Origin of the sequence: Plantibacter sp. CFBP 8804, from assembly GCF_014841225.1 — a bacterium.
Taxonomy (GTDB): Bacteria; Actinomycetota; Actinomycetes; order Actinomycetales; family Microbacteriaceae; genus Plantibacter; species Plantibacter auratus.
Genome location: NZ_JACYTU010000003.1, coordinates 273,306 through 294,262, shown reverse-complemented (window position 1 = coordinate 294,262; position 20,957 = coordinate 273,306). Strand labels below are relative to the sequence as shown.

The 20,957-nt window shown below is 70.7% G+C and carries 16 protein-coding genes; 10 read left to right on the top strand and 6 right to left on the bottom strand.

The window, feature by feature from the left end; translation table 11 throughout:
* Positions 1–47 precede the first annotated feature (47 nt).
* The 3 genes from IFU11_RS09460 to gabT all read right to left on the bottom strand — a co-directional run bounded on the left by IFU11_RS09460 (position 48) and on the right by gabT (position 4,578).
* Complete coding sequence (locus IFU11_RS09460; RefSeq protein WP_192018781.1) at positions 48–1,406, bottom strand: flavin monoamine oxidase family protein; 1,359 nt, start codon at positions 1,404–1,406, stop codon at positions 48–50.
* A 225-nt stretch (positions 1,407–1,631) separates the two neighbouring features.
* Positions 1,632–3,098, bottom strand: a complete 1,467-nt coding sequence (locus tag IFU11_RS09455) for an NAD-dependent succinate-semialdehyde dehydrogenase (protein ID WP_192018780.1) — start codon at positions 3,096–3,098, stop codon at positions 1,632–1,634.
* 115 nt (positions 3,099–3,213) lie between these two features.
* The gene (gene gabT, locus IFU11_RS09450) at positions 3,214–4,578 is read right to left on the bottom strand and encodes a 4-aminobutyrate--2-oxoglutarate transaminase (RefSeq protein WP_192018779.1); all 1,365 of its coding nucleotides are present in this window, start codon (positions 4,576–4,578) and stop codon (positions 3,214–3,216) included.
* A gap of 156 nt (positions 4,579–4,734) precedes the next feature.
* Here gabT and IFU11_RS09445 point away from each other — a divergent pair, with 156 nt between their 5' ends.
* Both IFU11_RS09445 and IFU11_RS09440 read left to right on the top strand, forming a co-directional pair.
* Positions 4,735–6,330, top strand: a complete 1,596-nt coding sequence (locus IFU11_RS09445; protein ID WP_192018778.1) for a PucR family transcriptional regulator — start codon at positions 4,735–4,737, stop codon at positions 6,328–6,330.
* Positions 6,331–6,384: 54 nt separating this feature from the next.
* Positions 6,385–8,436: a bifunctional lysylphosphatidylglycerol flippase/synthetase MprF gene (locus IFU11_RS09440; protein ID WP_192018777.1), complete on the top strand. Its 2,052-nt coding sequence runs from the start codon at positions 6,385–6,387 to the stop codon at positions 8,434–8,436.
* Between the two features lie 14 nt (positions 8,437–8,450).
* On the opposite strand, the gene IFU11_RS09435 is transcribed toward IFU11_RS09440, so the two are convergent.
* Complete coding sequence (locus tag IFU11_RS09435) at positions 8,451–9,881, bottom strand: alanine--tRNA ligase-related protein (protein ID WP_192018776.1); 1,431 nt, start codon at positions 9,879–9,881, stop codon at positions 8,451–8,453.
* Between the two features lie 58 nt (positions 9,882–9,939).
* The gene (locus IFU11_RS09430) at positions 9,940–11,085 is read right to left on the bottom strand and encodes an alpha/beta hydrolase fold domain-containing protein (protein WP_342365646.1); all 1,146 of its coding nucleotides are present in this window, start codon (positions 11,083–11,085) and stop codon (positions 9,940–9,942) included.
* 262 nt (positions 11,086–11,347) lie between these two features.
* Between IFU11_RS09430 and IFU11_RS09425 the strand changes: the two genes are divergently transcribed.
* From IFU11_RS09425 to IFU11_RS09395, 7 genes are all read left to right on the top strand, one after another.
* A complete protein-coding gene (locus tag IFU11_RS09425; RefSeq protein ID WP_192018775.1) occupies positions 11,348–12,268 on the top strand; it encodes a phosphate/phosphite/phosphonate ABC transporter substrate-binding protein in 921 nt (306 codons plus the stop codon).
* 95 nt (positions 12,269–12,363) lie between these two features.
* Complete coding sequence (phnC, locus tag IFU11_RS09420; protein WP_192018774.1) at positions 12,364–13,359, top strand: phosphonate ABC transporter ATP-binding protein; 996 nt, start codon at positions 12,364–12,366, stop codon at positions 13,357–13,359.
* Entirely contained in the window at positions 13,359–15,116 is a 1,758-nt protein-coding gene (gene phnE, locus IFU11_RS09415; protein WP_192018773.1) for a phosphonate ABC transporter, permease protein PhnE, read from the top strand. Before phnC ends, phnE begins: the two co-directional genes overlap by 1 nt.
* The gene (locus tag IFU11_RS09410; protein ID WP_371742751.1) at positions 15,113–16,375 is read left to right on the top strand and encodes a TIGR03364 family FAD-dependent oxidoreductase; all 1,263 of its coding nucleotides are present in this window, start codon (positions 15,113–15,115) and stop codon (positions 16,373–16,375) included. The genes phnE and IFU11_RS09410 overlap by 4 nt, the downstream gene beginning before the upstream one ends.
* Positions 16,372–17,172 (top strand): HAD family hydrolase, encoded by an 801-nt coding sequence (locus IFU11_RS09405; protein WP_371742750.1) that lies wholly within the window; start codon positions 16,372–16,374, stop codon positions 17,170–17,172. Before IFU11_RS09410 ends, IFU11_RS09405 begins: the two co-directional genes overlap by 4 nt.
* A 19-nt stretch (positions 17,173–17,191) precedes the next feature.
* Complete coding sequence (locus IFU11_RS09400; protein ID WP_124768656.1) at positions 17,192–18,319, top strand: zinc-binding dehydrogenase; 1,128 nt, start codon at positions 17,192–17,194, stop codon at positions 18,317–18,319.
* Positions 18,320–18,530: 211 nt separating this feature from the next.
* Positions 18,531–19,235 carry a hypothetical protein gene (locus IFU11_RS09395; protein WP_192018772.1) on the top strand — a complete coding sequence of 235 codons (705 nt, stop codon included), beginning with the start codon at positions 18,531–18,533 and terminating at the stop codon, positions 19,233–19,235.
* A 12-nt stretch (positions 19,236–19,247) separates the two neighbouring features.
* On the opposite strand, the gene IFU11_RS09390 is transcribed toward IFU11_RS09395, so the two are convergent.
* On the bottom strand, positions 19,248–20,186 hold the full coding sequence (locus IFU11_RS09390) for a phosphoribosylaminoimidazolesuccinocarboxamide synthase (RefSeq protein ID WP_192018771.1): 939 nt from the start codon (positions 20,184–20,186) through the stop codon (positions 19,248–19,250).
* A 94-nt stretch (positions 20,187–20,280) separates the two neighbouring features.
* Between IFU11_RS09390 and IFU11_RS09385 the strand changes: the two genes are divergently transcribed.
* Positions 20,281–20,922, top strand: coding sequence for a PadR family transcriptional regulator (locus IFU11_RS09385; protein ID WP_192018770.1), 642 nt, complete (start codon positions 20,281–20,283; stop codon positions 20,920–20,922).
* Positions 20,923–20,957 lie beyond the last annotated feature (35 nt).

The following is a 20,957-nucleotide window of genomic DNA, read 5'->3' as shown; positions in this document are numbered from 1 at the left end:
AGGGCAGGGACCGAGGCCCTTCGACAGGCTCAGGAACCGGGAGACGCTTACGCCTGGTGGCGGGCGATGATCGCCTCAGCGGTGTCGGCGCCCTTGCGGATCGCGCCGTCAACGTGCTGGTAGCCCTCGGCGGCGAGGTCGCTCGTCGACCAGAAGATCGGACCGACCGGCGTCGACTGCATGGCGCCGTAGCGCGAGAGTCCACCGAGGTCGAAGCTCGCCGCGTACGCGCCTCGCGTCCACTCCTCGCTACCCCAGTCGCTCTCGTAGTAGACGACGGGGGAGAGGGCCTGCTCGCCGTAGTAGTGGGACAGCGAGGTGAGGATCCGCTCGCGGCGCTCCTCGGCGCTCAGCTTGAAGACCTCGTCGGCGCGCTCGTCCGAGACGAACCCGACGAGCGTGCCGCGCGGGTCCTCGTGGTTCGTGTTGTCGTAGGCCTCGTGGACGAGCTCGTACGGGCTGAACGCGGTGGCCGACAGGCCGTCCTCGCGCCAGAACGGCGTCTCGTACACGGCGTGGACCTTGATGACGAGCCCGAGCGACATGTGCTGGTGCATCTGGTGGCTGAGGCGCGGCAGCGGCGGCTGGAAGTCGATGCGGGAGTAGAGGTTCGGCGGGACGGCGACGATCGCGTACCGCGCGTTGACCGTCACGCTGTCCGCCTCGGCCGAGACGCCGGCGTCGGACCACTCGAGGCGACGCACGGGCGAGGACAGGTGGACGTCGTCGCCGAGGGCCTCGGCGAGCTTGATCGGAACCTGCTGCAGGCCGCCGACGACGCGCTTGTCGAGGATGAAGTCGGCCTCGACGAGGTGGGTGAAGCTGCCGGCGGACGCCGCCATGAGGAGCGCCTGCAGGAGCGAGAAGGAGTGGGAGGGCTTCGTGAGCATCGCGGCGGCGATGAAGAGGGCGATGTTGTCGCGCGCCTCGACGTCGTCCGTCTGGTCGGCGAGCCAGGCGCTCCACGAGATGCGGTCGTACTCCTTCGCCCGGGCGTGCGCCCACGGCTCGGTGACGCCGACCTCCTCGACGAGCTCGTCGAGGAGGGTGATGAGTCGCTCCATCTCGGCCGCGGTCGACTCGGCGACGGGGAAGATGTCGCCCGTGAAGCGGGTGCGCACGCCCTCGGCGTCGACGTAGACGCTGTCGCCCTCGCGGTAGCGGGAGTAGGTGTCGAGCCCGAGCTCCGCGAGCGTGGCGAGCAGCGCGGTCTGGTCGGGGGAGACCCACTGGCCGCCCAGCTCGAGCATGGCTCCGTCGATGTGGTTCGTCCAGAGGCGACCACCGACCCGGTCACGCGCCTCGAGGACGGCGACGGACAGGCCCGCCGCGCGGAGCTTGGTGGCGGCCGTGAGCCCGGAGGCCCCGGCGCCGATGATGACGACGTCGCGTTCGATAGCGCTCATGAGGTGTCTTCCTGTTCGTGGCCCTTCGACAAGCTCAGGGACCGGGGTGGTGCTCGGGTGACCGGGTGGTGCTCGGGGCCGGGTGGTGCGGGTGTCGGGCGGTGCTCGGCACCGGCGTCGATAGTCGAGTATGGCGGATCCGGCCGTCGGATGGAACCGAGGATGGCGAGGTCGCCGGTCGAAACGACGATCAGCGACGGTTTCCGTCGCTTCGACCGACGCGTGTCAGCCGATGGGCGTCATGGTGTACTTCGTGTACAGGTACTCGTGGATGCCCTCGAGCCCGCCCTCGCGTCCGATACCCGACTGCTTGATGCCACCGAACGGTGCTGCGGCGTTCGAGATGACGCCGACATTGAGGCCCATCATGCCGGTCTGTAGACGGCCGATCATGCGCTGTCCGCGGGCGAGGTCGGTGGTGAACACGTAGGAGACGAGCCCGTACTCGGTGTCGTTCGCGAGCCGCACGGCCTCGTCCTCGTCGTCGAACGGCACGATCGCGAGGACCGGGCCGAAGATCTCCTCGCGGAGGATGTCGGACCCCGGCACGACCCCGGTGACGACCGTCGGCTGGAAGAAGGTGCCCGGGCCGTCGACGGCCTCGCCGCCGGTGAGGACCTCGGCGCCGCGCTCGACGGCGTCGCCCACGAGGGTCTTCGCCTTCGTGACCGCGCGGTCGTCGATGAGCGGGCCGATCGTCACGCCGTCCTCGGTGCCACGACCGATGCGGAACGCGTTGACCTTCTCGGTGACGCGCTTCGCGAACTCGTCCGCGACGTCGCGGTGGACGATGAAGCGGTTCGCCGCCGTGCACGCCTGTCCGATGTTGCGGAACTTGGCGGCCATCGCGCCCTCCACGGCCTTGTCGAGGTCGGCGTCCTCGAACACCACGAACGGGGCGTTGCCGCCGAGCTCCATCGAGGTGCGGAGGACGTTCTTCGCGGACTGCTCGATGAGCTTCTGACCGACGGCCGTCGAACCCGTGAAGCTCAGTTTGCGGAGCCGCGGATCGGCGATGATCGGGCCGGAGACTGCGGAGGAGCTGGAGGTGGTGATCACGTTCACGACGCCGGCGGGGAGCCCGGCGTCCTCGAGCAGCTTCACGAAGTACAGGGTCGTGAGCGGGGTGAGCTCGGCGGGCTTGACGACGACCGTGCAGCCGGCGGCGAGCGCCGGGGCGATCTTGCGGGTCGCCATCGCGAGGGGGAAGTTCCACGGGGTGATGAGGAAGCACGGACCGACGGGGTGCTGCGAGACGGTCATCATGCCGGTGCCCTCGGGGTTCGACCCGTAGCGTCCGGAGATGCGGACGGCCTCCTCGGAGAACCAGCGGAGGAACTCACCGCCGTAGGTGACCTCGCCGTTCGCCTCGGCGAGGGGCTTGCCCATCTCGAGCGTCATGAGGAGGGCGAACTCCTCGCGGCGCTCCTGGAGGAGGTCGAAGGCCTTCCGGAGGATGTTGGAGCGGGTGCGGGGAGCGGTCGCCGCCCACTCGTCCTGTGCTGCGACCGCGGCGTCGAGGGCCGCCGTGCCGTCGGCGACCGAGGCGTCCGCGATCGTCTTGATGACGTCGCCTGTGGACGGGTCGCTCACGTCGAGCGTCCCGCCGTCCGTTGCGTCGCGCCAGACGCCTCCGATGAACAGGCCGTTCGGGACCTTGGCGAGCAGATCGGTTTCACGTGCGTCGGTCATGGGTGGAGCTCCTTGGTGGTGTCGGTGCCGTCGGTCACAGTGTTTCAGCGTGCATGCCCCTCGACAAGCTCGGGGACGACTACATCGGTCCCTGAGCTTGTCGAAGGGCGTGGCGTCAGTTCGCGGCGAGCGCCTCGAGGACGACGTCGAGTCCCTCGTCGAGCAGCTCGAGGGGGATGGTCAGCGGCGGGAGGAAGCGGACCACGTTGCCGTAGGTGCCGCAGGTGAGGACGATGACGCCGGCCTGGTGGGCGGCCTTGGCGACGCGTGCCGTGAGGGCGGCGTCGGGCTCGCCGGTCGCTGGGTCGACGAACTCGACCGCCATCATGGCGCCGCGCCCGCGGATGTCGCCGATGCGGGGGTCGGAGGCCTGCGCCGCGGTGAAGCGGTCGACGATGCGGGTTTCGATCGCCCGGGCCGAGGCTGCGAGGTCCTCCTCCTCGTACGCTTCGATCGCCGCAAGGGCAGCGACACAGGCGAGTGGGTTGCCGCCGTAGGTGCCGCCGAGGCCGCCGGCGTGCGGGGCGTCCATGATGTCCGCGCGTCCGGTGACGGCGGAGAGCGGCAGGCCGCCCGCGATGCCCTTGGCGGTGATGATGAGGTCGGGCACGATGTCGAAGTGCTCGGACGCGAACATCGCACCCGTACGGGCGAAGCCGGTCTGCACCTCGTCGGCGATGAAGACGACGTCGTTCGCGCGGGCCCAGTCGAGCAGTGTCGGCAGGAAGCCGTCCGCCGGGACGATGAAGCCGCCCTCGCCCTGGATGGGTTCGATGATGATCGCCGCGAGGTTGTCTGCGCCGATCTGCTTCTCGATCTGGGTGATCGCGCGTTGTGCCGCCTCGCGGCCGGTCAGTCCGCCGTCGCGGAAGGGGTAGGACAGCGGTGCGCGATACACCTCGGAGGCGAAGGGGCCGAAGCCGCTCTTGTACGGCATGGACTTGGCGGTGAGGGCCATGGTCAGATTCGTGCGGCCGTGGTACGCGTGGTCGAAGGCGACGACCGCCTGCTTCTTCGTGTGGCTGCGGGCGATCTTCACCGCGTTCTCGACCGCTTCGGCGCCTGAGTTGAACAGCGCCGTGCGCTTGGTGTGGTCGCCGGGGGTGAGGCGGTTGAGCGCCTCGGCGACCTCGACGTAGGAGTCGTAGGGGGTGATGGTGAAGCAGGTGTGGGTGAACTCCTGCAGCTGTCGGGTGACGGCCTCCACGACGCGCGGGTTGCTGTTGCCCACGCCGGTCACGGCGATGCCGGACCCGAGGTCGATCAGGGAGTTGCCGTCGACGTCGACGAGGACCCCACCGCCCGCGCCGGCCGCGAACACCGGCATCGTGGTGCCGACGCCGGACGCGACCGCGGCGTGCTTCCGGGCCATGAGTTCCTCGGAGATCGGTCCGGGGATGGCGGTGACGAGGCGACGTTCCTGGGGGAGCGAGGGTCCGCCGAGGATGGAGGGCGCGGGGGCTGCGGTGCTGCTCGTCATCGGTACTCCTTCGGCTGCCGCGTCCGGCGGGGGCGCCGAGGTCGTCCGCGAGCAGTGCACCCAGGCTAGGCAGCGGCTCGCGTCGAGGCAGTCGACAGTCTGTCCATGCACCTGGCATCAGTTGGACGATCCGGCATCCGTGCGTAGACTCACGCCATGGCACCGACGCTGCAGGACCTTCTCGACCACCGTGCGCTCGGCCTGAAGCTCGTGGTGGCGGGGTCCGAGGGCGCGCTCGACCGGCAGGTCGCCTGGGTCTCCGGATCCGACCTCCCGGACCCCACGCCGTTCCTCCTCGCCGATCAGGTGCTGCTCACGACGGGCACGCAGTTCGGGACCGCGGTGTCGACGACGCAGGTCGAGGCGTACGTCGCCCGTCTCGCCGACGCCGGTGTCGCCGGACTGGGGTTCGGTACTGAGGTGATCACGGCCGGGACGCCGCCGGAACTCGCGGAGGCCTGCGCGGCGCACGGGATGCCGCTCATCGAGGTTCCGTACCGCACGCCGTTCATCGCCGTCATCCGGTACGCGGCCGACCTGCTGACCGAGGCGGCACGGGCGAGGGACGCCTGGGCCCTGGGCGCCCAGCGCGCCATCGCGTTCGCCGCGCTCCGCCCCGACGCGACGGCCGCCGTCGTCACCGAACTCGCGCGGTCCCTCGGTGCCTGGGTCGTGCTCTTCGACGCGCATGCGACGCCGGTGGCGATCGCGGGCGACGGGCCCACCGCCGGTCCCGAGACCGAGCGCCTCCTGGAGCGGGTGGCCGGCGAGGCCACCATGCTTCTGAGCCGCGGACAGCGGTCGGGTGCGACGCTCGCGAGCCGCACCCGCACGGTCTCGCTGCAGACCCTCGGCCGGCGCGGGGACCTCCGGGGCGTGCTCGCCATCGCCGGGACCGACGGCCCGTTGGACGCCGCGGCCCAGAGCGTCGTGACCTCCGTCGTCGCCATCGCCGGGCTCACCCTCGAGCAGGGCGGCGCGCTCGGACGGGCGGGGCGCTCGCTGCGCACCGGTGTCTGGCAGCTGCTCCGCGCCGGACAGACCCCCGCGGCGCGCGAGGTCGCCGAACAGCTCGGTACGCCGTTGCCGACCGGAGCGGTTCGTGTCGGCGTCTGCTCCGGGCCGACCGAAGGGCGCGAGGCGCTCCTCACCGAGCTGGAACGGGCCGAGACGCTCAGTCCGGGTTCGCTCTTCGTCGCCGAACAGGACGGACGGCCCGTCCTCCTCCTCGCAGCGGCCGAGGGGGACACCGAGACGGCCGTTGACCGGGCGGTCGAGGCGGTGATCGCGGCGGCCCCCGCTCGGCGGCTCGGCCTCTCCCGAGCCGTCGCGCTCGCCGAACTGACGACGGGGATCGAGCAGGCGGTCTCCGCACACGAGCACGCCGTCTCCGCCGGCGAGGCCGTCGTGCGGTTCGGGGCGCTCGCCGCGGCGGGGATGGCCGGGTTGCTCGACCCCTTGCGTGCCGCCGCCGTGGCCGAGGAACTGCTCGAGCCCGTGCTCCGCGTCGACCGCGAGGAGGGCTCCGACCTCGTGCCGAGCCTGCGCGGCTGGCTCGAGGCGAATGGTCAGTGGGAGCCCGCAGCACGGCGACTCGGGATCCATCGACACACGCTCCGCAACCGCATCACCCGGGTGGAGCAGGTGCTCGGGCGACCGCTCGACACCTTCGCCGCTCGGGCCGAACTCTGGCTCGCACTGGTCAGCCTGTCGGACGGCGATGCGTTGCGTTCGCGCGCGGCCGTTCTGTAGCCTCGACCGCACGGCGCGCGTGTGCTCCGTGGAACCACGAAGGGGGCAGCGCGCATGAGGATCCGAACGGTGGTCGCCCGGGTGCCGGTCACGATCGCCCTGGTGCTGGTCATCCTCGTTGTGGGCGTCGTCGGGCGTGGCCTCTGGGAGTCGACGACGGCGCAACCATGGTGGGACGCGGTCGCCTACGGCTTGCCCGCCTTCGAGGCGGGACGCTGGTGGACTCCTGTCACCGGGACGTTCCTCGTCGTGGAGCCGTGGGCCTACGTGTTCGCGGTGATCGGGTTCGCCTGGGTCGGCCTGCTGGAGTGGTGGCGGGGATCGAAGGTGGCGCTCATCACCTTCGCCGCCGGTCAGCTCGTCGCCGTCCTCGCCACCGCCGGATTCCTCTGGGCCGCCAGTCAGCTGCCCTGGCCGTGGGCGACGAGCCTCGCCGGGATGCTCGACGTCGGTCCCTCCGGCGGGACGATGGCGTGCTTCGCCGCGTGTGTGTCGCTCTTCGCCTCACCGTGGCGGCAGCGGGGCTGGATCATCGTCGCGTCCTACGCCGCGATCGGGGTCCTCTTCATCGGCTCGCTCGCGGACCTCGAGCACGCCTTCGCGGTGCTCTTCGTCCTCGCGGTGAACCGTTCCTTCCGCATCCAGCGGGCCAGCGTCCGCGAGCGCCGACTACTCGCGTTCACGACGAGCGTGGCCCTCGGTGTCGTCCAGATCGTCGCCCTGCTCGTGCCGACCAACGGTCCGTTCGGTCCGACCGCTCCGGCGGAGGGGCCGTGGCTGGACGTCGCGCTCGACACGGTCGTGATCATCCTGGTCGCCAACGGCCTGCGGCTCGGTCGCCGCTGGGCATGGGTGCTGAGCGTCGTCTGGGCGATCCTCAACGTCCTGGTCGCGGTCCTGTACCTGGCGCTGTCGCCGCTCGATCCCGCCGACCTCCCGATCGACTGGGGCGACACCGACGTGTTCCTGGCGACGTCGGTGCTCTGGCTCGCCTTCCTCGTCTACCTCGTCGCGACCCGCAGCGCGTTCTCGTCCCACCGACGCCGACAGCTCGGCGTCGGGCGGAAGCAGCAGCAGGATCTGCCCTCGGCGGACGACGCCCGCGCGCTCATCCGGACCGAGGGCGGCGGCTCGCTCTCCTGGATGGCCACATGGGACGGCATGGAGTACTTCCGCACCTCGGTGGGCCTCGTGCCCTACCAGAAGCACGCCGGCGTCGCGATCGTGCTCGCCGACCCGCTCGGCCCGCCGGAGCACCTCCAGGCCAGCGTCGAGGAGTTCGTCCAGGCGGCCGAGCGTGACTCCCTCATCCCGTGCTTCTTCAGTTCCAGCCAGGCGACGAAGGACGCGATGCCCGAGGGATGGCGCGACCTCATCATCGCCGACGACACGATCGTCGACCTCCCGGGCCTCGCGTTCACCGGCAAGGCCTGGTCGAACATCCGCACGGCGCTCAACAAGGCCGAGCGCGAGGGGATGGTCTTCCGGATGAGCACCTACGCCGCCGAGACCTGGGGCGTCCGACAGCAGATCCGCGCCATCTCCGAAGGCTGGGTCGGCGACAAGGGTCTGCCCGAGATGCGGTTCACCCTCGGGACCCTGCAGGAGGCCGACGACCCGGAGGTCCGTCTGGCACTCGCGATCTCACCCGACGGCGACGTCGACGGATTCCTCAGCTGGCTCCCGGTATTCGGCCCCGACAGCGAGCACCGCGGGTGGACGCTCGACCTCATGCGGCGACGCGAGGAGGGCTTCGGATCGGTCATGGAGTTCCTCATCGCCTCCTCGGCCAAAGGCTTCGCCGAGGAGGGCGCTCAGATCCTCTCGCTCTCGGGTGCGCCGCTGGCGCACCGGGTGGAGGACGACGAGGGCCGCATCGCGCACCTGCTGGGTCAGCTCAGCGGCATCCTGGAGCCCGTGTACGGCTTCTCGTCCCTCCACCGGTTCAAGCAGAAGTTCAACCCGCGATCGGAGCCGATCTACCTCTTGTACCGCGACGAGGGCGACCTCACTCGGATCGCCGCCGCGCTCACCCGCGCGTTCCTGCCGGACGCGACGCTTCGGCAGTTCGCCGGCGCCGGCATCGACATGCTCAAGCGCGACTGAGCGGAGGCCGACCCTCAGGCGGTGTCGCCGCCCGGGAGGCCGGCGGCGCCGAGGTGCGTCGCCCCGCGGGACCGCGCGCGCTGCTCGGCGAGGGCTGCCGCGAACTCCGCCTCCCAGTCGGAAGCGACCTCGATGCCGAGGCGCCCGGCCTCCTCGATGGTCAGCTCCTTCGGGAAGCCGTTCGTGTCCGACAGCCGGAACACGTCGTGTCCCGTCATGACCCGCCCGGCGTACCCCTGGACCATCTGGAGGCCAGCGCCCAGCGTGCGTCGGAACGACTGCTCCTCCTTGACGAGGACGGCGACGACCTCGTCGCGGGCGGCGGCCACCTCCGGGTAGTCGTCGGCGTACAGCCCGGCGATGACGGGCACGATCTCGCCGAAGAAGTTCTCGTGGAGGTCGAGCGAGAGCGCGAGCCGGATCGCCCGTCGGAGCAGTCGCCGCATGACGTAGCCCTGCTCCTTGTTCGACGGACGCACCCCGTCCACGGCCAGGAACGTCGCCCCGCGCAGGTGGTCGGCGATGATGCGCATCGCGGCGGTCTCGTCCTCGTAGCGTTTCCCGGTGAGCTCCTGGAGTCGCTCGACGATGGGCCACAGGAGCGAGATGCGGAAGACGTCGTCGGAGTCGATCGACGCGGCGGCGATGCGTTCGAGGCCGCCGCCGAAGTCCACGTTGCGTCTGGCGAGTTCCTCGAACGAGCCGTCCTCGCGTCGGCGGTACTGCATGAACACCTGGTTGCCGATCTCCATGAACCGTCCGCCGTCGCTCGCGGGATGCGCGAGGCCGAAGGACGGATCCTGGTACTCGGGGCCGAAGTCGTAGAACACCTCACTGTCGGGGCCGCACGGGTCACCGATCGGTGTGCCCTCGAGTGACCCGCCGCGGGACCACCAGTTCTCGCCACCGTCGTAGAAGAAGATCCGCTCTCCGGGCCGCACCCCGCGGGCGTCGCCGTCGGCCTGGGAGCCGATCTCCGCGATCCCGTTGGAGACCCCGCGTTCGGCGAACACGGATGCCCAGATCGACGCGGCCTCGTCGTCGCGCGGGATGCCGTTCGCGGGATCGCCGATGAAGCAGGTGACGGAGATCCGCTCCGGGTCCAGCCCGACGATGTCGACCAGGAAGGTGAAGAACTGCCGGATCTGCGTCTCCTTGAAGTAGTCGCCGAGCGACCAGTTGCCGAGCATCTCGAAGAAGGTGGTGTGCCGGTTGTCGCCGACGTCCTCGATGTCCTGGGCCCGGACGCACGGCTGGCTGTCGGTCAGCCGCCGTCCGTCGGGGTGATCCTCACCGAGGAGGTACGGCAGGAGTGCCTGCATCCCGCTGCCGTTGAACAGGGTGCTCGTGTCGCCCCGCGGGACGAGCGGCGCCCGCGTGATCAGCGCGTGGCCGTTCCGCTCGAGGAAGTCGAGGTAGGCGTTCCGGATCTCGTGGGCGTCCATGCCGACACGATTCCAGCTTTCCGGCCCGAGGGGAAGCCGGTGGGCGCGGCGGCCCGACTCAGTCCGCGTCGTGGAGTGACCGCAGGGCGGTCACGACGTCGTCGTGCCAGCGGCGGGCCGCAGGGAGTACGCCGCCGAAGATCGGGGTGTCGTGCGTCGCGCCCAGGTACATCGTCCCGCTCGCGTCGACGCCGTCGGCCCGGAGCGCGGCGAGGTAGGCCGCGCCGTCGCCGCGGAGGGGGTCGTACTCGGCCGTGAGGATCACGGCGCGGGGGAGGTCCGCGTGCGAACGGGCGAGGAGGGGCGATGCGTGCGGCTCCTTCGCCTGACGTCGATCGAGGAGGTAGGTCTTCGCGACGGAACGCAGCTCCTTGATCGCGAAGATCCTCGGGATGCCCATCTCCCGCACGGGACGGAGGTCGATGTGGCCGCCGGTGAGGTCCGTGACCGGCACCTCGAGTAGCTGGAGTCGGATGGGCAGCCGGCCGCGTTCGCGGTTCACGAGCGTCAGCGCCGCCGCGATGCTGCCGCCGGCGGACACCCCGGCGACGGCGATCCGCCCCGAGTCGATCCCGAGCGTCGCGGCCTCGGCGAACAGCCACTCGAGCGCCGCATGGGCCTGCTCCAGCTGCGTCGGGTACCGGTGCTCGGGAGCGAGCGCGTAGTCGACGGCGGCGACGACCACGCCGGCGTCGGCCGCCCGACGACGGAACCCCGCGTCGGTCGTCGGGTAGTCGATCCCGCCGATGCGGAACGCCCCACCGAAGAAGGACAGGACCGCGGGCACCGCCTGGTCGCCCTCGGCCGTCGGCGGGTGGTAGAGCCGGATGCGGACGTCGGGGAAGCCGGCGACCGGGATCGTGTGCTCCTCGATGCGTAGCTCCGGGCCCGGGACGCCGACGGTCGCGAGCTCCTTCTTGTCCCAGTTCCGCGCCGCCTTGCGGTGCTGTGCGCGCGTCTTCTTGCGGCGGGGTGCGGCGGTGGTTGCCTTCGCCGTCGGGCTCGAGGGCTTCGCCTTCGGTCCGGCGGCCTTCGGGGATGTCGCCTTCGGGTCCGCCGCGGGAGCGGGCTTCGGGCGCGCGACGGTGGTCGTCTTCGGCCGCAGGAAGAAGGCCTTCGCCTGCTCGAGTGCGGTCGAGATGAGGTAGGCGCGGTGCGTCCGCGCTCGTTCGACGAAGATCGGGTCGAGGGGCAAACGACTCACCTGCCTTGCTGCTCGGATGGGCGGATTCCAGCAGTCTAGGCGGGCTCGGCAGACGACGACCGTGGCTTGCCTGATCGATCCTTCCGCGCGGCTTCACCTCCTGTTCACCGGGAGGCCCGGCCCTGTTCGGGTGCCGCTCGTAGCGTGATCACACGTACGGCACACAGCAGTGCCCGCGTCGGTCACTCGCGGTTCCGCTCCACCGGAGCCACGCGCGGAGCGGGCGGGTGCATCGGTCCTTCTGAAAGGTACGTCCCAGCACATGAAGCTCTCCCTCACCCGCGTCGCTGCGCTCGGCGCCGCCGCCCTCCTCTCGATCGGCCTGGCCGCCTGCTCGAGCGCCAGCGCCAGCGACACCGGTTCCGCCGCGGCCGGGACCTTCGCGGTCGACGACCAGACCCTGGTCTTCGGCGTCGTCCCCGACTCGGTCGACACGCAGACCAACTACCAGCCGCTCATGGACTACATCGCCCAGGAGACCGGCAAGAAGGTCGAGTACCACGAGTCGACCGACTACGCGGCCCTCATCGAGGCGGCCGTCGCCGGCAAGATCGACGTCGCCTCCTTCTCCGGCTTCACCTACGTGACCGCGCTCAACAACGGGGCCAAGATCACGCCGATCTCGTCGATCATCACCGACAAGGGGCAGGAGCCGGGCTACTACTCCGAGGCGATCGTCCCGAAGGACTCGTCGATCACGAAGATCGAGGAGTTCAAGGGCAAGAAGGTCTGCTTCGTCGACCCGTCCTCGACGTCCGGGTACCTCTTCCCGAGCTACAACCTGCTCGAGGCCGGCATCGACCCCGAGAAGGACATCACCCCGGTCTTCGCCGGCAAGCACGACGTCTCGGTGACGAAGACCGCCGAGGGCGTCGAGTGCGAGGCGGGCTTCGCCGAGGACTCCGAGGTCGAGAAGAACGACGGCGTGAAGGTCATCGACCGCACGATGGTCCCCGGTGCGCCGATCGTCGAGTCCGACTCGCTGCCCGCCGACGTGAAGGAGAAGCTCGAGAAGGCCCTGTCCGAGGTCACGATCGACCAGATCATCGACTCCGGCGTGAAGAGCGCCGACAGCGACGCCTTCCGCGCGACCTTCTACGGCACCTCGCCGGTCGACGACGCGTACTACGACACCATCCGCGACATCTGCAAGAAGACCAACGCCAAGCAGTGCCAGGCCTGACCTGAGCGCCAGTCCCTGAGCTTGTCGAAGGACCGCCCTTCGACAAGCTCAGGGAACAGCCGTTGATGATCCGCAATCCACGAGAGGCAGCAGTCATGAGCGTCACCGAGCAGCAGGCGCGTCGCACCGCACCCGACGGAGCGGAACCGCTCGTGCGTCTCCGCGGGGTCACGAAGCGCTTCGACCGGACGGTCGCCCTGCAGCGCGTCGACCTCGACATCCGTCGTGGTGAGATCGTCGTCCTGCTCGGTCTGTCGGGCTCCGGCAAGTCGACGCTCCTCCGTCACCTGGACGGTCTCGAGCGGCCCACCGCCGGGTCCGTCTCTGTCCTCGGCGACGAGGTGCCGGCCCTCGGGCAGCGCGCCCTGCGCCGGCTCCGCGCCCGCGTCGGGTTCGTCTTCCAGCAGTTCGAGCTGGTCCCGTCGCTCACCGTCCTCGAGAACGTCCTGACCGGTTCGCTGGCGGGCGTCCGCGGACCGCGTCTCGGCATCTTCGGCTACGGCCGCACCCTGAAACTCAAGGCCCTCGGCCACCTCGACCGCGTCGGGCTCCTCGAGCGCGCCTACCAGCGCGCCGACACCCTCTCCGGCGGTCAGCAGCAGCGCGTCGCCATCGCCAGAGCGCTCATGCAGGACCCCGAGATCCTCCTCGCCGACGAGCCCGTCGCCTCCCTCGACCCGGAGTCGAGCGAGCAGGTGATGGCCCTCATCCGCGAGATCGCGATCGACCGCGGACTCACCGTCGTGTGCAGCCTGCACCAGGTCGACCTCGCGCTCTCCTGGGGCGACCGCATCGTCGGCCTCCGCCACGGCGAGGTGGTCCTCGACACCACGACCGACGGCCTGTCGAAGACCGAGGTGATGGAGATCTACGGCCGGGTCGCGACGAGCACCCGTGAGCTGCAGGCGATCGCGGTTGAGTTGGAGACCGATGAGCTGCTCGGCGACCCCGACGACGACCTCCGCGGCCTGCTCGGCGTCGAGGAGCGCGTGGGCGAGGACGAACTGCCCGACGACCCGGAGTGGGAGTTCGACGCCGATGTCGACGGCCGCGAGCCCGACGAGCTCCGTCGACCTGGCAGGACCCGCTGATGGTCGTCACCGCGCCCGCGAAGACGGCACCGCCCGCCGGCCGCCCACCAAAACTCTCCGGACCCGTCCCGGTCGGTCGGCTCCGCCCGCAGACGATCGCCGCCGTGCTCACGCTCGTCGCGCTGCTCGCGTTCTCGGTCTACTCGCTCCTCGAGGTCGGGATCTCGATCCCGAACATGGTGGCGAGCTGGGGCAACGCGGTCAACTTCTTCAACCGGGTGGGCACGATCACGTTCCCGCCGCCCGGGGAACTGCTGTCGCTCACCGCCCTGACCCTCGGGATCGTCATCTCCGGCACCGTCCTCGCTGCGGTGCTGTCGATCCCGGTCGCGTACCTCGCAGCCGCCAACACGACCCCAGGACCGGCGTGGCGCGCGGTCGGTCGGTTCGTCGGCGTGCTCAGCCGTGCCGTGCCGGACGTCGTCATCGCGATGATCCTCGTGCTCATGTTCTCGCTCGGCTCGCTGCCCGGCATCATCGCGATCGGGCTGCACTCCGTCGGCATGATCTCGAAGCTCTTCGCTGACGCGATCGAGCAGGTCGACGAGGGGCCGCGACTCGCGATCCGGGCGGCCGGCGGCTCGAAGCTGCAGGAGTTCACCTCGGGTGTCCTGCCGCAGGTCCTGCCGTCCTGGGTGGCAACGGTCCTCCACCGCGGCGACATCAACCTGCGCGGTTCGGTCCTGCTCGGCTACGTCGGCGTCCTCGGCCTCGGCCGTGAACTGTCGCTCGCGTTCAAATCGCTCGACTACTCGCTCGGCATCGGACTCGCGATCGTCATCTTCGCGCTGTGCGTCGTCATGGAGATCGTGTCGAGCACCGTGCGGACCGTGATGCTCGGGGTGCAGCCGACCGGACGCGGACTCGGTGACCGCGTCGTGCGTCGGGTGGCCGCGGGCCGGGAGGCACGTCGCGTGGCGAGCGGGAGCAGCCGGACGGCCGCCACTCCGAGCGCCGAATCCCGGATCGCCGCTGCAGCGAAGCGCCCCTGGACGCCGGCCCGCGTCCGCGACACCGTCGGTGCCTGGCTCGCCGTGGCGGTCGTGGTCTGGGGCGTCGTCGTGTCCGACATCCAATGGGGCGACCTCGTGACGTTCTGGGCGAAGGCCCCCGACGTCCTCGTCCGACTCTGGCCGCCGTCGTTCGGCATGCGCACGACGGAGCAGATGGTCGAGGCGATGTTCGAGACCGTCGCAATCGCCTTCGCGGCGACCCTCATCGCCCTCGTCTGCTCGATCGTCATCGGGTCCCTCGCCGCTCGGAACGTCGCCCCGAACCGCGGTGTCCGCACCGGCGCCCGGTTCGCGCTCGTCGGCATCCGCGGCATCCCGGAGCTCATCCTCGCGATCCTCCTCATCGTCGTCACCGGGCTCGGTGCCCAGGCGGGGACGCTCGCGCTCGGCATCTGCGGGATCGGCCTCCTCGGCAAGCTCATCGCGGACTCCTTCGAGGAGGTCGCGCCCGGACCGGAACGCGCGCTGACCGCCGTCGGTGCGACGCGACCGCAGGTCTACGCCGCCGCGACGCTCCCGCAGGGTGCCCGCGCACTGGTCGGGCACACCTTCTACACGCTCGACACGAACATCCGCGCCGCGACCATGCTCGGCATCGTCGGCGGAGGCGGCATCGGCTACTACCTGATCCAGGCGGACCAGGGCGGGAACTACGACCAGGTCACGGCCATCGTGCTGATGATCCTCGCGGTCGTCCTCGTCGTCGAGGGCATCGCCATGTGGATGCGGAGGGTGTTCTCGTGAACGGACGACGGATGAGCGGCGGGGTGTCGGCGGCGCGGGTCGGCCTCGGTGTCGGCTCGCTCGGTGCCTCGGCTGATCGCGCGGACGTCGTGATCGTCGGAGCCGGCATCGTCGGGCTGTCGGCGGCGCTCGCCGCCGTGGACGCCGGTGCCGAGGTCGTGGTCGTCGAACGCTCGGCCGAAGCCCAGGGTGCGTCGGTCCGCAACTTCGGCCATCTGGCCGCGACGCCGCAGGCCGGGCTCGCAGCTCGCCTCGCCGCGCGTTCGGCCGAGATCTGGCAGCGACTCGAGCAGGACGCGGGATTGTGGGTCCGGCGCTCGGGCACGCACGTGGTCGCCCGGCACCTCGACGAGTTGCGCGTCCTCGAGGACTTCGCGGCGTCCCGTGCCCAGGCGGGAGCCGCGGCCGACGTCCGCCTGTACGACGCGGCCGAGTTCCTGCAGCAGGTGCCGGTCAGCGCCGCCGACGTGGTGGGCGGCGCCTGGCTGCCACGCGACCTCCAGGTGAACCCGCGTCAGGCCCTGGGCGCCGTCACGGCGTACCTGGAACGCCGCGGTGTCGAGTTCCGACGCCGGACGACCGTGACGGGACTGCGCTCCGGCTTCGTCGACACCAGCCGCGGCGTCATCGCCGCAGGCCTCACCGTGGTCGCGGTGAACCACGACATCGACACCCTCCTCCCCGAGCTGGCCGAGCGGGCGGTCGTCCGTCGATGCGCGCTCGACATGGTCCGGGTGCGCGCCGAGCTGCCGAAGCCGATGCCGGCGCCACTCCTGACCGGATGGTCACTCCTGCGCTACGCGGGATTCGCCGACTCGCCCGCCATCCCGGCCCTCCGGGAGCGACTGCAGCAGGATCACCCCGGGCTCGCCTCGCTCGACGTCAACCTCATGGCGACCCAGTTGCCGGACGGCTCGATCATCCTCGGCGACACCCACAGCCGCGGCGAGGCGGTCTCCCCGTTCCAGTCCGAGCACGCCTTCGACGAACTCCTGCGGGCAGGAAACGCGCTGTTCGGGACGAGGCTCGACGTCCTCGAACGCTGGCAGGGCGTCTACGCCACCGCCCCGGAGGAGTTGCTCATCGACGAACCGACCCCGGGCGTCCGTGTGGTCGCCGCGACGACGGGCATCGGGATGACCACCGGACCCGCACTCGGCGAGCTGGCCGTCGCCGAGCACCTCGGCCCGACCTTCTCGCCGGCGCAGCCGACCAGCATCCGTGCCGCATCAGCCCACCTTCAGAAAGGCCTCTCGTGACCAGCATCGATCGACCCCAGCAGGACAGCACCGCGGCGCCCGACCTCAACGACGACGTGGAGACCGACCTCGACGACCTCGACGAGCTGGAGGACGGGTTCGACGACGCGCACGAGGACGACCTCCTGCTCGAACTGGTGGTCCTCGACCTCGCCGGGACGACGGTCTCGGACGACGGCGTCGTCGAAGACGCCTTCCGCGTCGCCGCCGAGACGATCGGCATCGACAGCGAGGACGCGCTCGACGCGGCCATCGAGCTCGTCCGCGACACGATGGGCCAGTCGAAGCTCGACGTGTTCCTCATGCTGACCGACGGCGACGAGGCTCGAGCCGCTTCCGGCAACGCCACCTTCGAAGAGGCCTACGAGCGCCTCGTCGGCGAGGGTCGCGTCGAGGCGATCCCCGGAGCCGAGGACACGGTGCAGCGGCTTCGCGAGCTCGGCGTGGGTGTCGTGTTCACCACCGGGTTCGCCCCCGCCACGCGCGACGCGCTCCTCGCGAGCCTCGGGTGGTCCGAACTCGCCGACGACGCCCTGTCGCCCGCCGACGCCGGTCGAGGGCGTCCAGCGCCGGACCTGCCGCTGACGGCGCTCCTCCGGTTCGGTGCGAGCGCCGTCGACACCATGGTCGTCGTCGGCGACACGGCCAGCGACATGCTGTCCGGGGTGAATGCCGGCGCCGGGCTCGTCGTCGGGGTGCTCACCGGAGCGCACGACGAGGAGACGCTGCTCGAGGCGGGCGCCGACGAGATCATCACGAGCATCGCCGAGTTGCCCGCGCTGCTCGGTCTCGACTGAACGACCGACCGGGGGAACCATGCACACGACGCTCACCGCGCACGAGGGCAACGACGTCTTCATCAGACCGTCGCCGATCGCGATGGTCTGGCAGGGGCCGGGGCACCCGCACCAGGCGATGGCGGTGCCCGGGGTGACGCTCGGGCCGGGGGACGTCCTCGTCGAGGTGGAACTGGCGACCGTGTGCGGCTCCGACGTGCACACCGTCCTCGGGCACCGTGACGCCGCCACACCGCTCGTCCTCGGGCACGAACAGGTGGGACGCGTCGTGGCGGTCGGGGGACCGGTCACGGCGGTGGACGGGACCGTCCTCGTCGCGGGGATGCGGGTCGTGTGGTCGGTCGTCGTGAGCTGCGGCGTCTGCGACCGCTGCTCCGCCGGCCTGGAGCAGAAGTGCCGCCGGCTCGCGAAGTACGGTCACGACCGGGTGCACCGCGGGTGGGAGTTGAGCGGTGGGTTCGCGACCCACGTCGAACTCCTCGAGGGCACGGCCATCGTCATCGTGGGGGAGACGCCGCCCGCCGCCGTCTTCGCGCCGGCGTCCTGCGCGACGGCCACCGCGATCGCCGCACTGGATGCGGCCGGGCACGACCTGCCCGGCACGGCGGTGCTCGTGACCGGCGCCGGGATGCTCGGGCTGACGGTCGCGGCCATCGCGACCGACGCCGGCGCGCGCGTCGTCGTGAGCGATCCGGACCCAGCCCGCCGGCTGCTCGCCGGTCGCTTCGGCGCCATCGCGACGGTCGACCCCACGATCGGTGCCGCCGAGCACCTCGACGCCGCGCACCTGGCGGCGGGCGTGGAGGGCTTCCCGGTGGCCATCGAGATGTCCGGCGACGCCCGTGCCGTCGACGCCGCCATCGCGTCGCTGTCGATCGGCGGGACGGCGGTCCTCGTCGGCAGCGTGTCGCCCGGTGCGCCGCTCGGCATCGACGCCGAACGCATCGTCCGACGCCTCCTCACGGTGCGTGGCGCACACAACTACCGACCGCGGGATCTGGCACGCGCGGTCGACTTCCTGACCGGTGCGTGGCGTCGGTATCCGTTCGCCGAACTCGTGGGTCCGGAGTTCCCCTTGCAGGACGTCGACGAGGCGCTCGTCGCAGCTGCATCGGGCGCCTTCCCGCGCGTCGGTGTCCGGCCCTGAACGGACCACGGGGTGCGCTTCGACCTGGCGCAGATCGTCCGGTGAGCCTGGCTGGGTTCCGTCGACGGCTCGGCGACGGCTCCCTGGGGCGGCGTGACCCCTTCGAGCGCCCCCATTCCGGGGGTCACGACGGCCGATCCACCGCGGATTTCCGCCGATCTCGACTCGTGAATCCTGCCGCATGACCCACCTTGTGGGGTATCCTCGGGCCATGACGGTCACGACTCGCCACCCTGGTGTGGTCCGTGTCGGTGGTCGCCTCATGGTCGTGGATCCGTTCGCGGAACGAGGTGAGCTCACCGAGGATCAGCAGCGCGGCCACCAGCTGCGGCGGAGGATCACGCTCCTGCTCGGTGCCTTCCTCCTGCTCGCGGGCTTCGTCATCGGCGCGACGGTGGGCGTACTCGTCGAGTGGTCGATCGTCCACGACGAACGCTCGTCCGTGTCGCTCCCCGGCTTCGACCCGGATTGGGCGCCCGGACTCGACGTCGTCGGCGCCTTGCTCGGTGCGATCCTCGTCGCCGTCTTCCTGCTCGTGTCGGCCGAACGACGCAACCGTCGTCGTCGCCTGGACGGCGGGCACCAGCCGTCGCGGTGGATCGACCCGCTCAACGACCACCTCATCGGGCTGAGCGACGACCTCCCGTGGACCTCGCTCTGGACGCTCACGCGCATGTACGCCACCGCGGAGCGGCTGCAGCGTGAGCTGGTGGAACGCAGCGCAGCCCTCGGCGAGGTGGGCAGTGACGCTCAGTGCGATCTGGTCGAGGCGCGGCTCGCGGCAGACGATGCACGCGACGCACTCGAGAAGACGGCCACGCTCATGGGTGTCATCGTGCCGGAGGGGCCGCTGCCCGATGCGCAGGCCATCCTGGCCGACAGTGCTCGGCTTCGTGCCCGTCGGAAGACGAGCTGACCGGCACCTCGGTCAGCGACCGGTGCCGGTGAGGCGCTCGAGGAGTTCGCGGTAGCGAGCGGCCGTCTGCGTGACGATCTCGGCAGGCAGCGTCGGTGGTGTGGGTGTCGAGGCGTCGTCCTGGTCCCAGTTGTGGGCCAGCCAGTTGCGGACGATCTGCTTGTCGAAGCTCGCCATCCGTGCGGTGGGGTCGTCGCTCGTCAGGTAGACGTCGCGGTCCCAGTACCGGCTGGAGTCGGAGGTGAGCACTTCGTCGCCGAGCGTGATGACACCGGTCGAGGGGTTGCGGCCGAACTCGAACTTCGTGTCGGCGAGGATGACCCCGTGGCGCTCCGCCGTGAGTGATGCCGTCTCGTAGATGCCGAGTGACAGGTCCTTCAGTGCGACTGCGTCGTCCTCGCCGATGAGCTCGATCATGCGGGAGAACGAGATGTTCTCGTCGTGCTCGCCGAGCGGCGCCTTGTACGCGGGGGTGAACAGCGGCTCGGGCAGACGATCGCCGTCGCGCAGGCCGTCGGGCAGCGGGATGCCGCAGACGGTGCGGTTCGCGACGTACTCCTTCCAGCCGGAGCCGGTGAGGTAGCCGCGGACGACGCACTCGACGGGGAACATGTCGAGCTTCCGGACGAGCATCGCGCGACCGGCGAACTCCACCGGGATGCTGGACACCGCGACGCCCGCGGCGTCGAGCTCGTGATCGGGCACGAGGTGGTTCGGCACGTCGCGGAGCTGGTCGAACCACCAGAGGCTCAGGCTGGTGAGGAGATCGCCCTTGCCGGGGATGCCCGGCTCGAGCACGTGGTCGAACGCGCTCACCCGGTCGCTCGCGACGACGAGCAACAGGTCGTCGGGCCCGGCGGCCGGCTCGTACAGGTCGCGGACCTTGCCCGAGTAGACGTGGTTCCAGGCGTTGGTCTCCGAGGGTGCGCTCACTCGTTCATTATCGTGCATCGGCGGTGGCCGGGTCGGTCGCCGGGGCTTGCGACCTCGGGGCGGTACGCGTATATTCCACGTGGAATAGTTCGCGTGGAGTGATGGGAGGGTCATGGGCAAGATCAAGCCGCTCGGCCTGCTCGCCGTCGCCGCGCTCGGATACCTGGCCGAGCGCCCCATGCACCCCTACGAGATGTACCAACTCGCGCTCCATCGTCAGGAGGACCGGGTCGTCAAGGTGAGCCCCGGCTCGCTCTACCGCGCCGTCTACGGACTCGAGGCCGACGGCCTCGTGCTCGCCTCCGGGACCGACCGCGAGGGAGCCCGGCCCGAGCGCACCACCTTCGAGATCACCGACCTCGGCCGGCACCTGCTGGGGGAGCGGTTGCGCGAGCTGCTCAGCACCCCCACGAACGAGTACCCGGAGCTCGGGCTCGCGCTGTCCGAGGCGCACGAGCTGGGCGCCGAGGAGGTGCGGATGCTGCTCGAGACCCGTATCCTCCGGCAACAGGCCGAGCTCGCCGACCTCGATCGCCGCATGACGTGGGCGCGCGAGCGAGGGATCCCGCGCGTGTACTGGATCAACGTCCCCTACTCGGCCGCCATGCTGCGCGCCGAGATCTCCCACCTCGAATCGCTCCTCGCCGAGATCGCCGACGGTGCACTCGCCTGGCACGTGCCGGGGACCCGTGCGCCACTCCACGAGCAGGCGGCGACCCCGCCGGTGTCCACTCGGACGACACCCTCCACCTGATCCTTCGGGACCGACGACCCGTCCGGTCGCGTTCC

Coding starts and splice junctions, on each gene's coding strand:
- IFU11_RS09385 (WP_192018770.1), top strand. CDS start 20,281: ATGGGCAAGATCAAGCCGCTCGGCCTGCTCGCCGTCGCCGCGCTCGGA.
- IFU11_RS09395 (WP_192018772.1), top strand. CDS start 18,531: ATGACGGTCACGACTCGCCACCCTGGTGTGGTCCGTGTCGGTGGTCGC.
- phnC (WP_192018774.1), top strand. CDS start 12,364: ATGAGCGTCACCGAGCAGCAGGCGCGTCGCACCGCACCCGACGGAGCG.
- IFU11_RS09440 (WP_192018777.1), top strand. CDS start 6,385: ATGAGGATCCGAACGGTGGTCGCCCGGGTGCCGGTCACGATCGCCCTG.
- IFU11_RS09460 (WP_192018781.1), bottom strand. CDS start 1,406: ATGAGCGCTATCGAACGCGACGTCGTCATCATCGGCGCCGGGGCCTCC.
- IFU11_RS09455 (WP_192018780.1), bottom strand. CDS start 3,098: ATGACCGACGCACGTGAAACCGATCTGCTCGCCAAGGTCCCGAACGGC.
- gabT (WP_192018779.1), bottom strand. CDS start 4,578: ATGACGAGCAGCACCGCAGCCCCCGCGCCCTCCATCCTCGGCGGACCC.
- IFU11_RS09425 (WP_192018775.1), top strand. CDS start 11,348: ATGAAGCTCTCCCTCACCCGCGTCGCTGCGCTCGGCGCCGCCGCCCTC.
- IFU11_RS09390 (WP_192018771.1), bottom strand. CDS start 20,186: ATGCACGATAATGAACGAGTGAGCGCACCCTCGGAGACCAACGCCTGG.
- IFU11_RS09445 (WP_192018778.1), top strand. CDS start 4,735: ATGGCACCGACGCTGCAGGACCTTCTCGACCACCGTGCGCTCGGCCTG.
- IFU11_RS09400 (WP_124768656.1), top strand. CDS start 17,192: ATGCACACGACGCTCACCGCGCACGAGGGCAACGACGTCTTCATCAGA.
- phnE (WP_192018773.1), top strand. CDS start 13,359: ATGGTCGTCACCGCGCCCGCGAAGACGGCACCGCCCGCCGGCCGCCCA.
- IFU11_RS09435 (WP_192018776.1), bottom strand. CDS start 9,881: ATGGACGCCCACGAGATCCGGAACGCCTACCTCGACTTCCTCGAGCGG.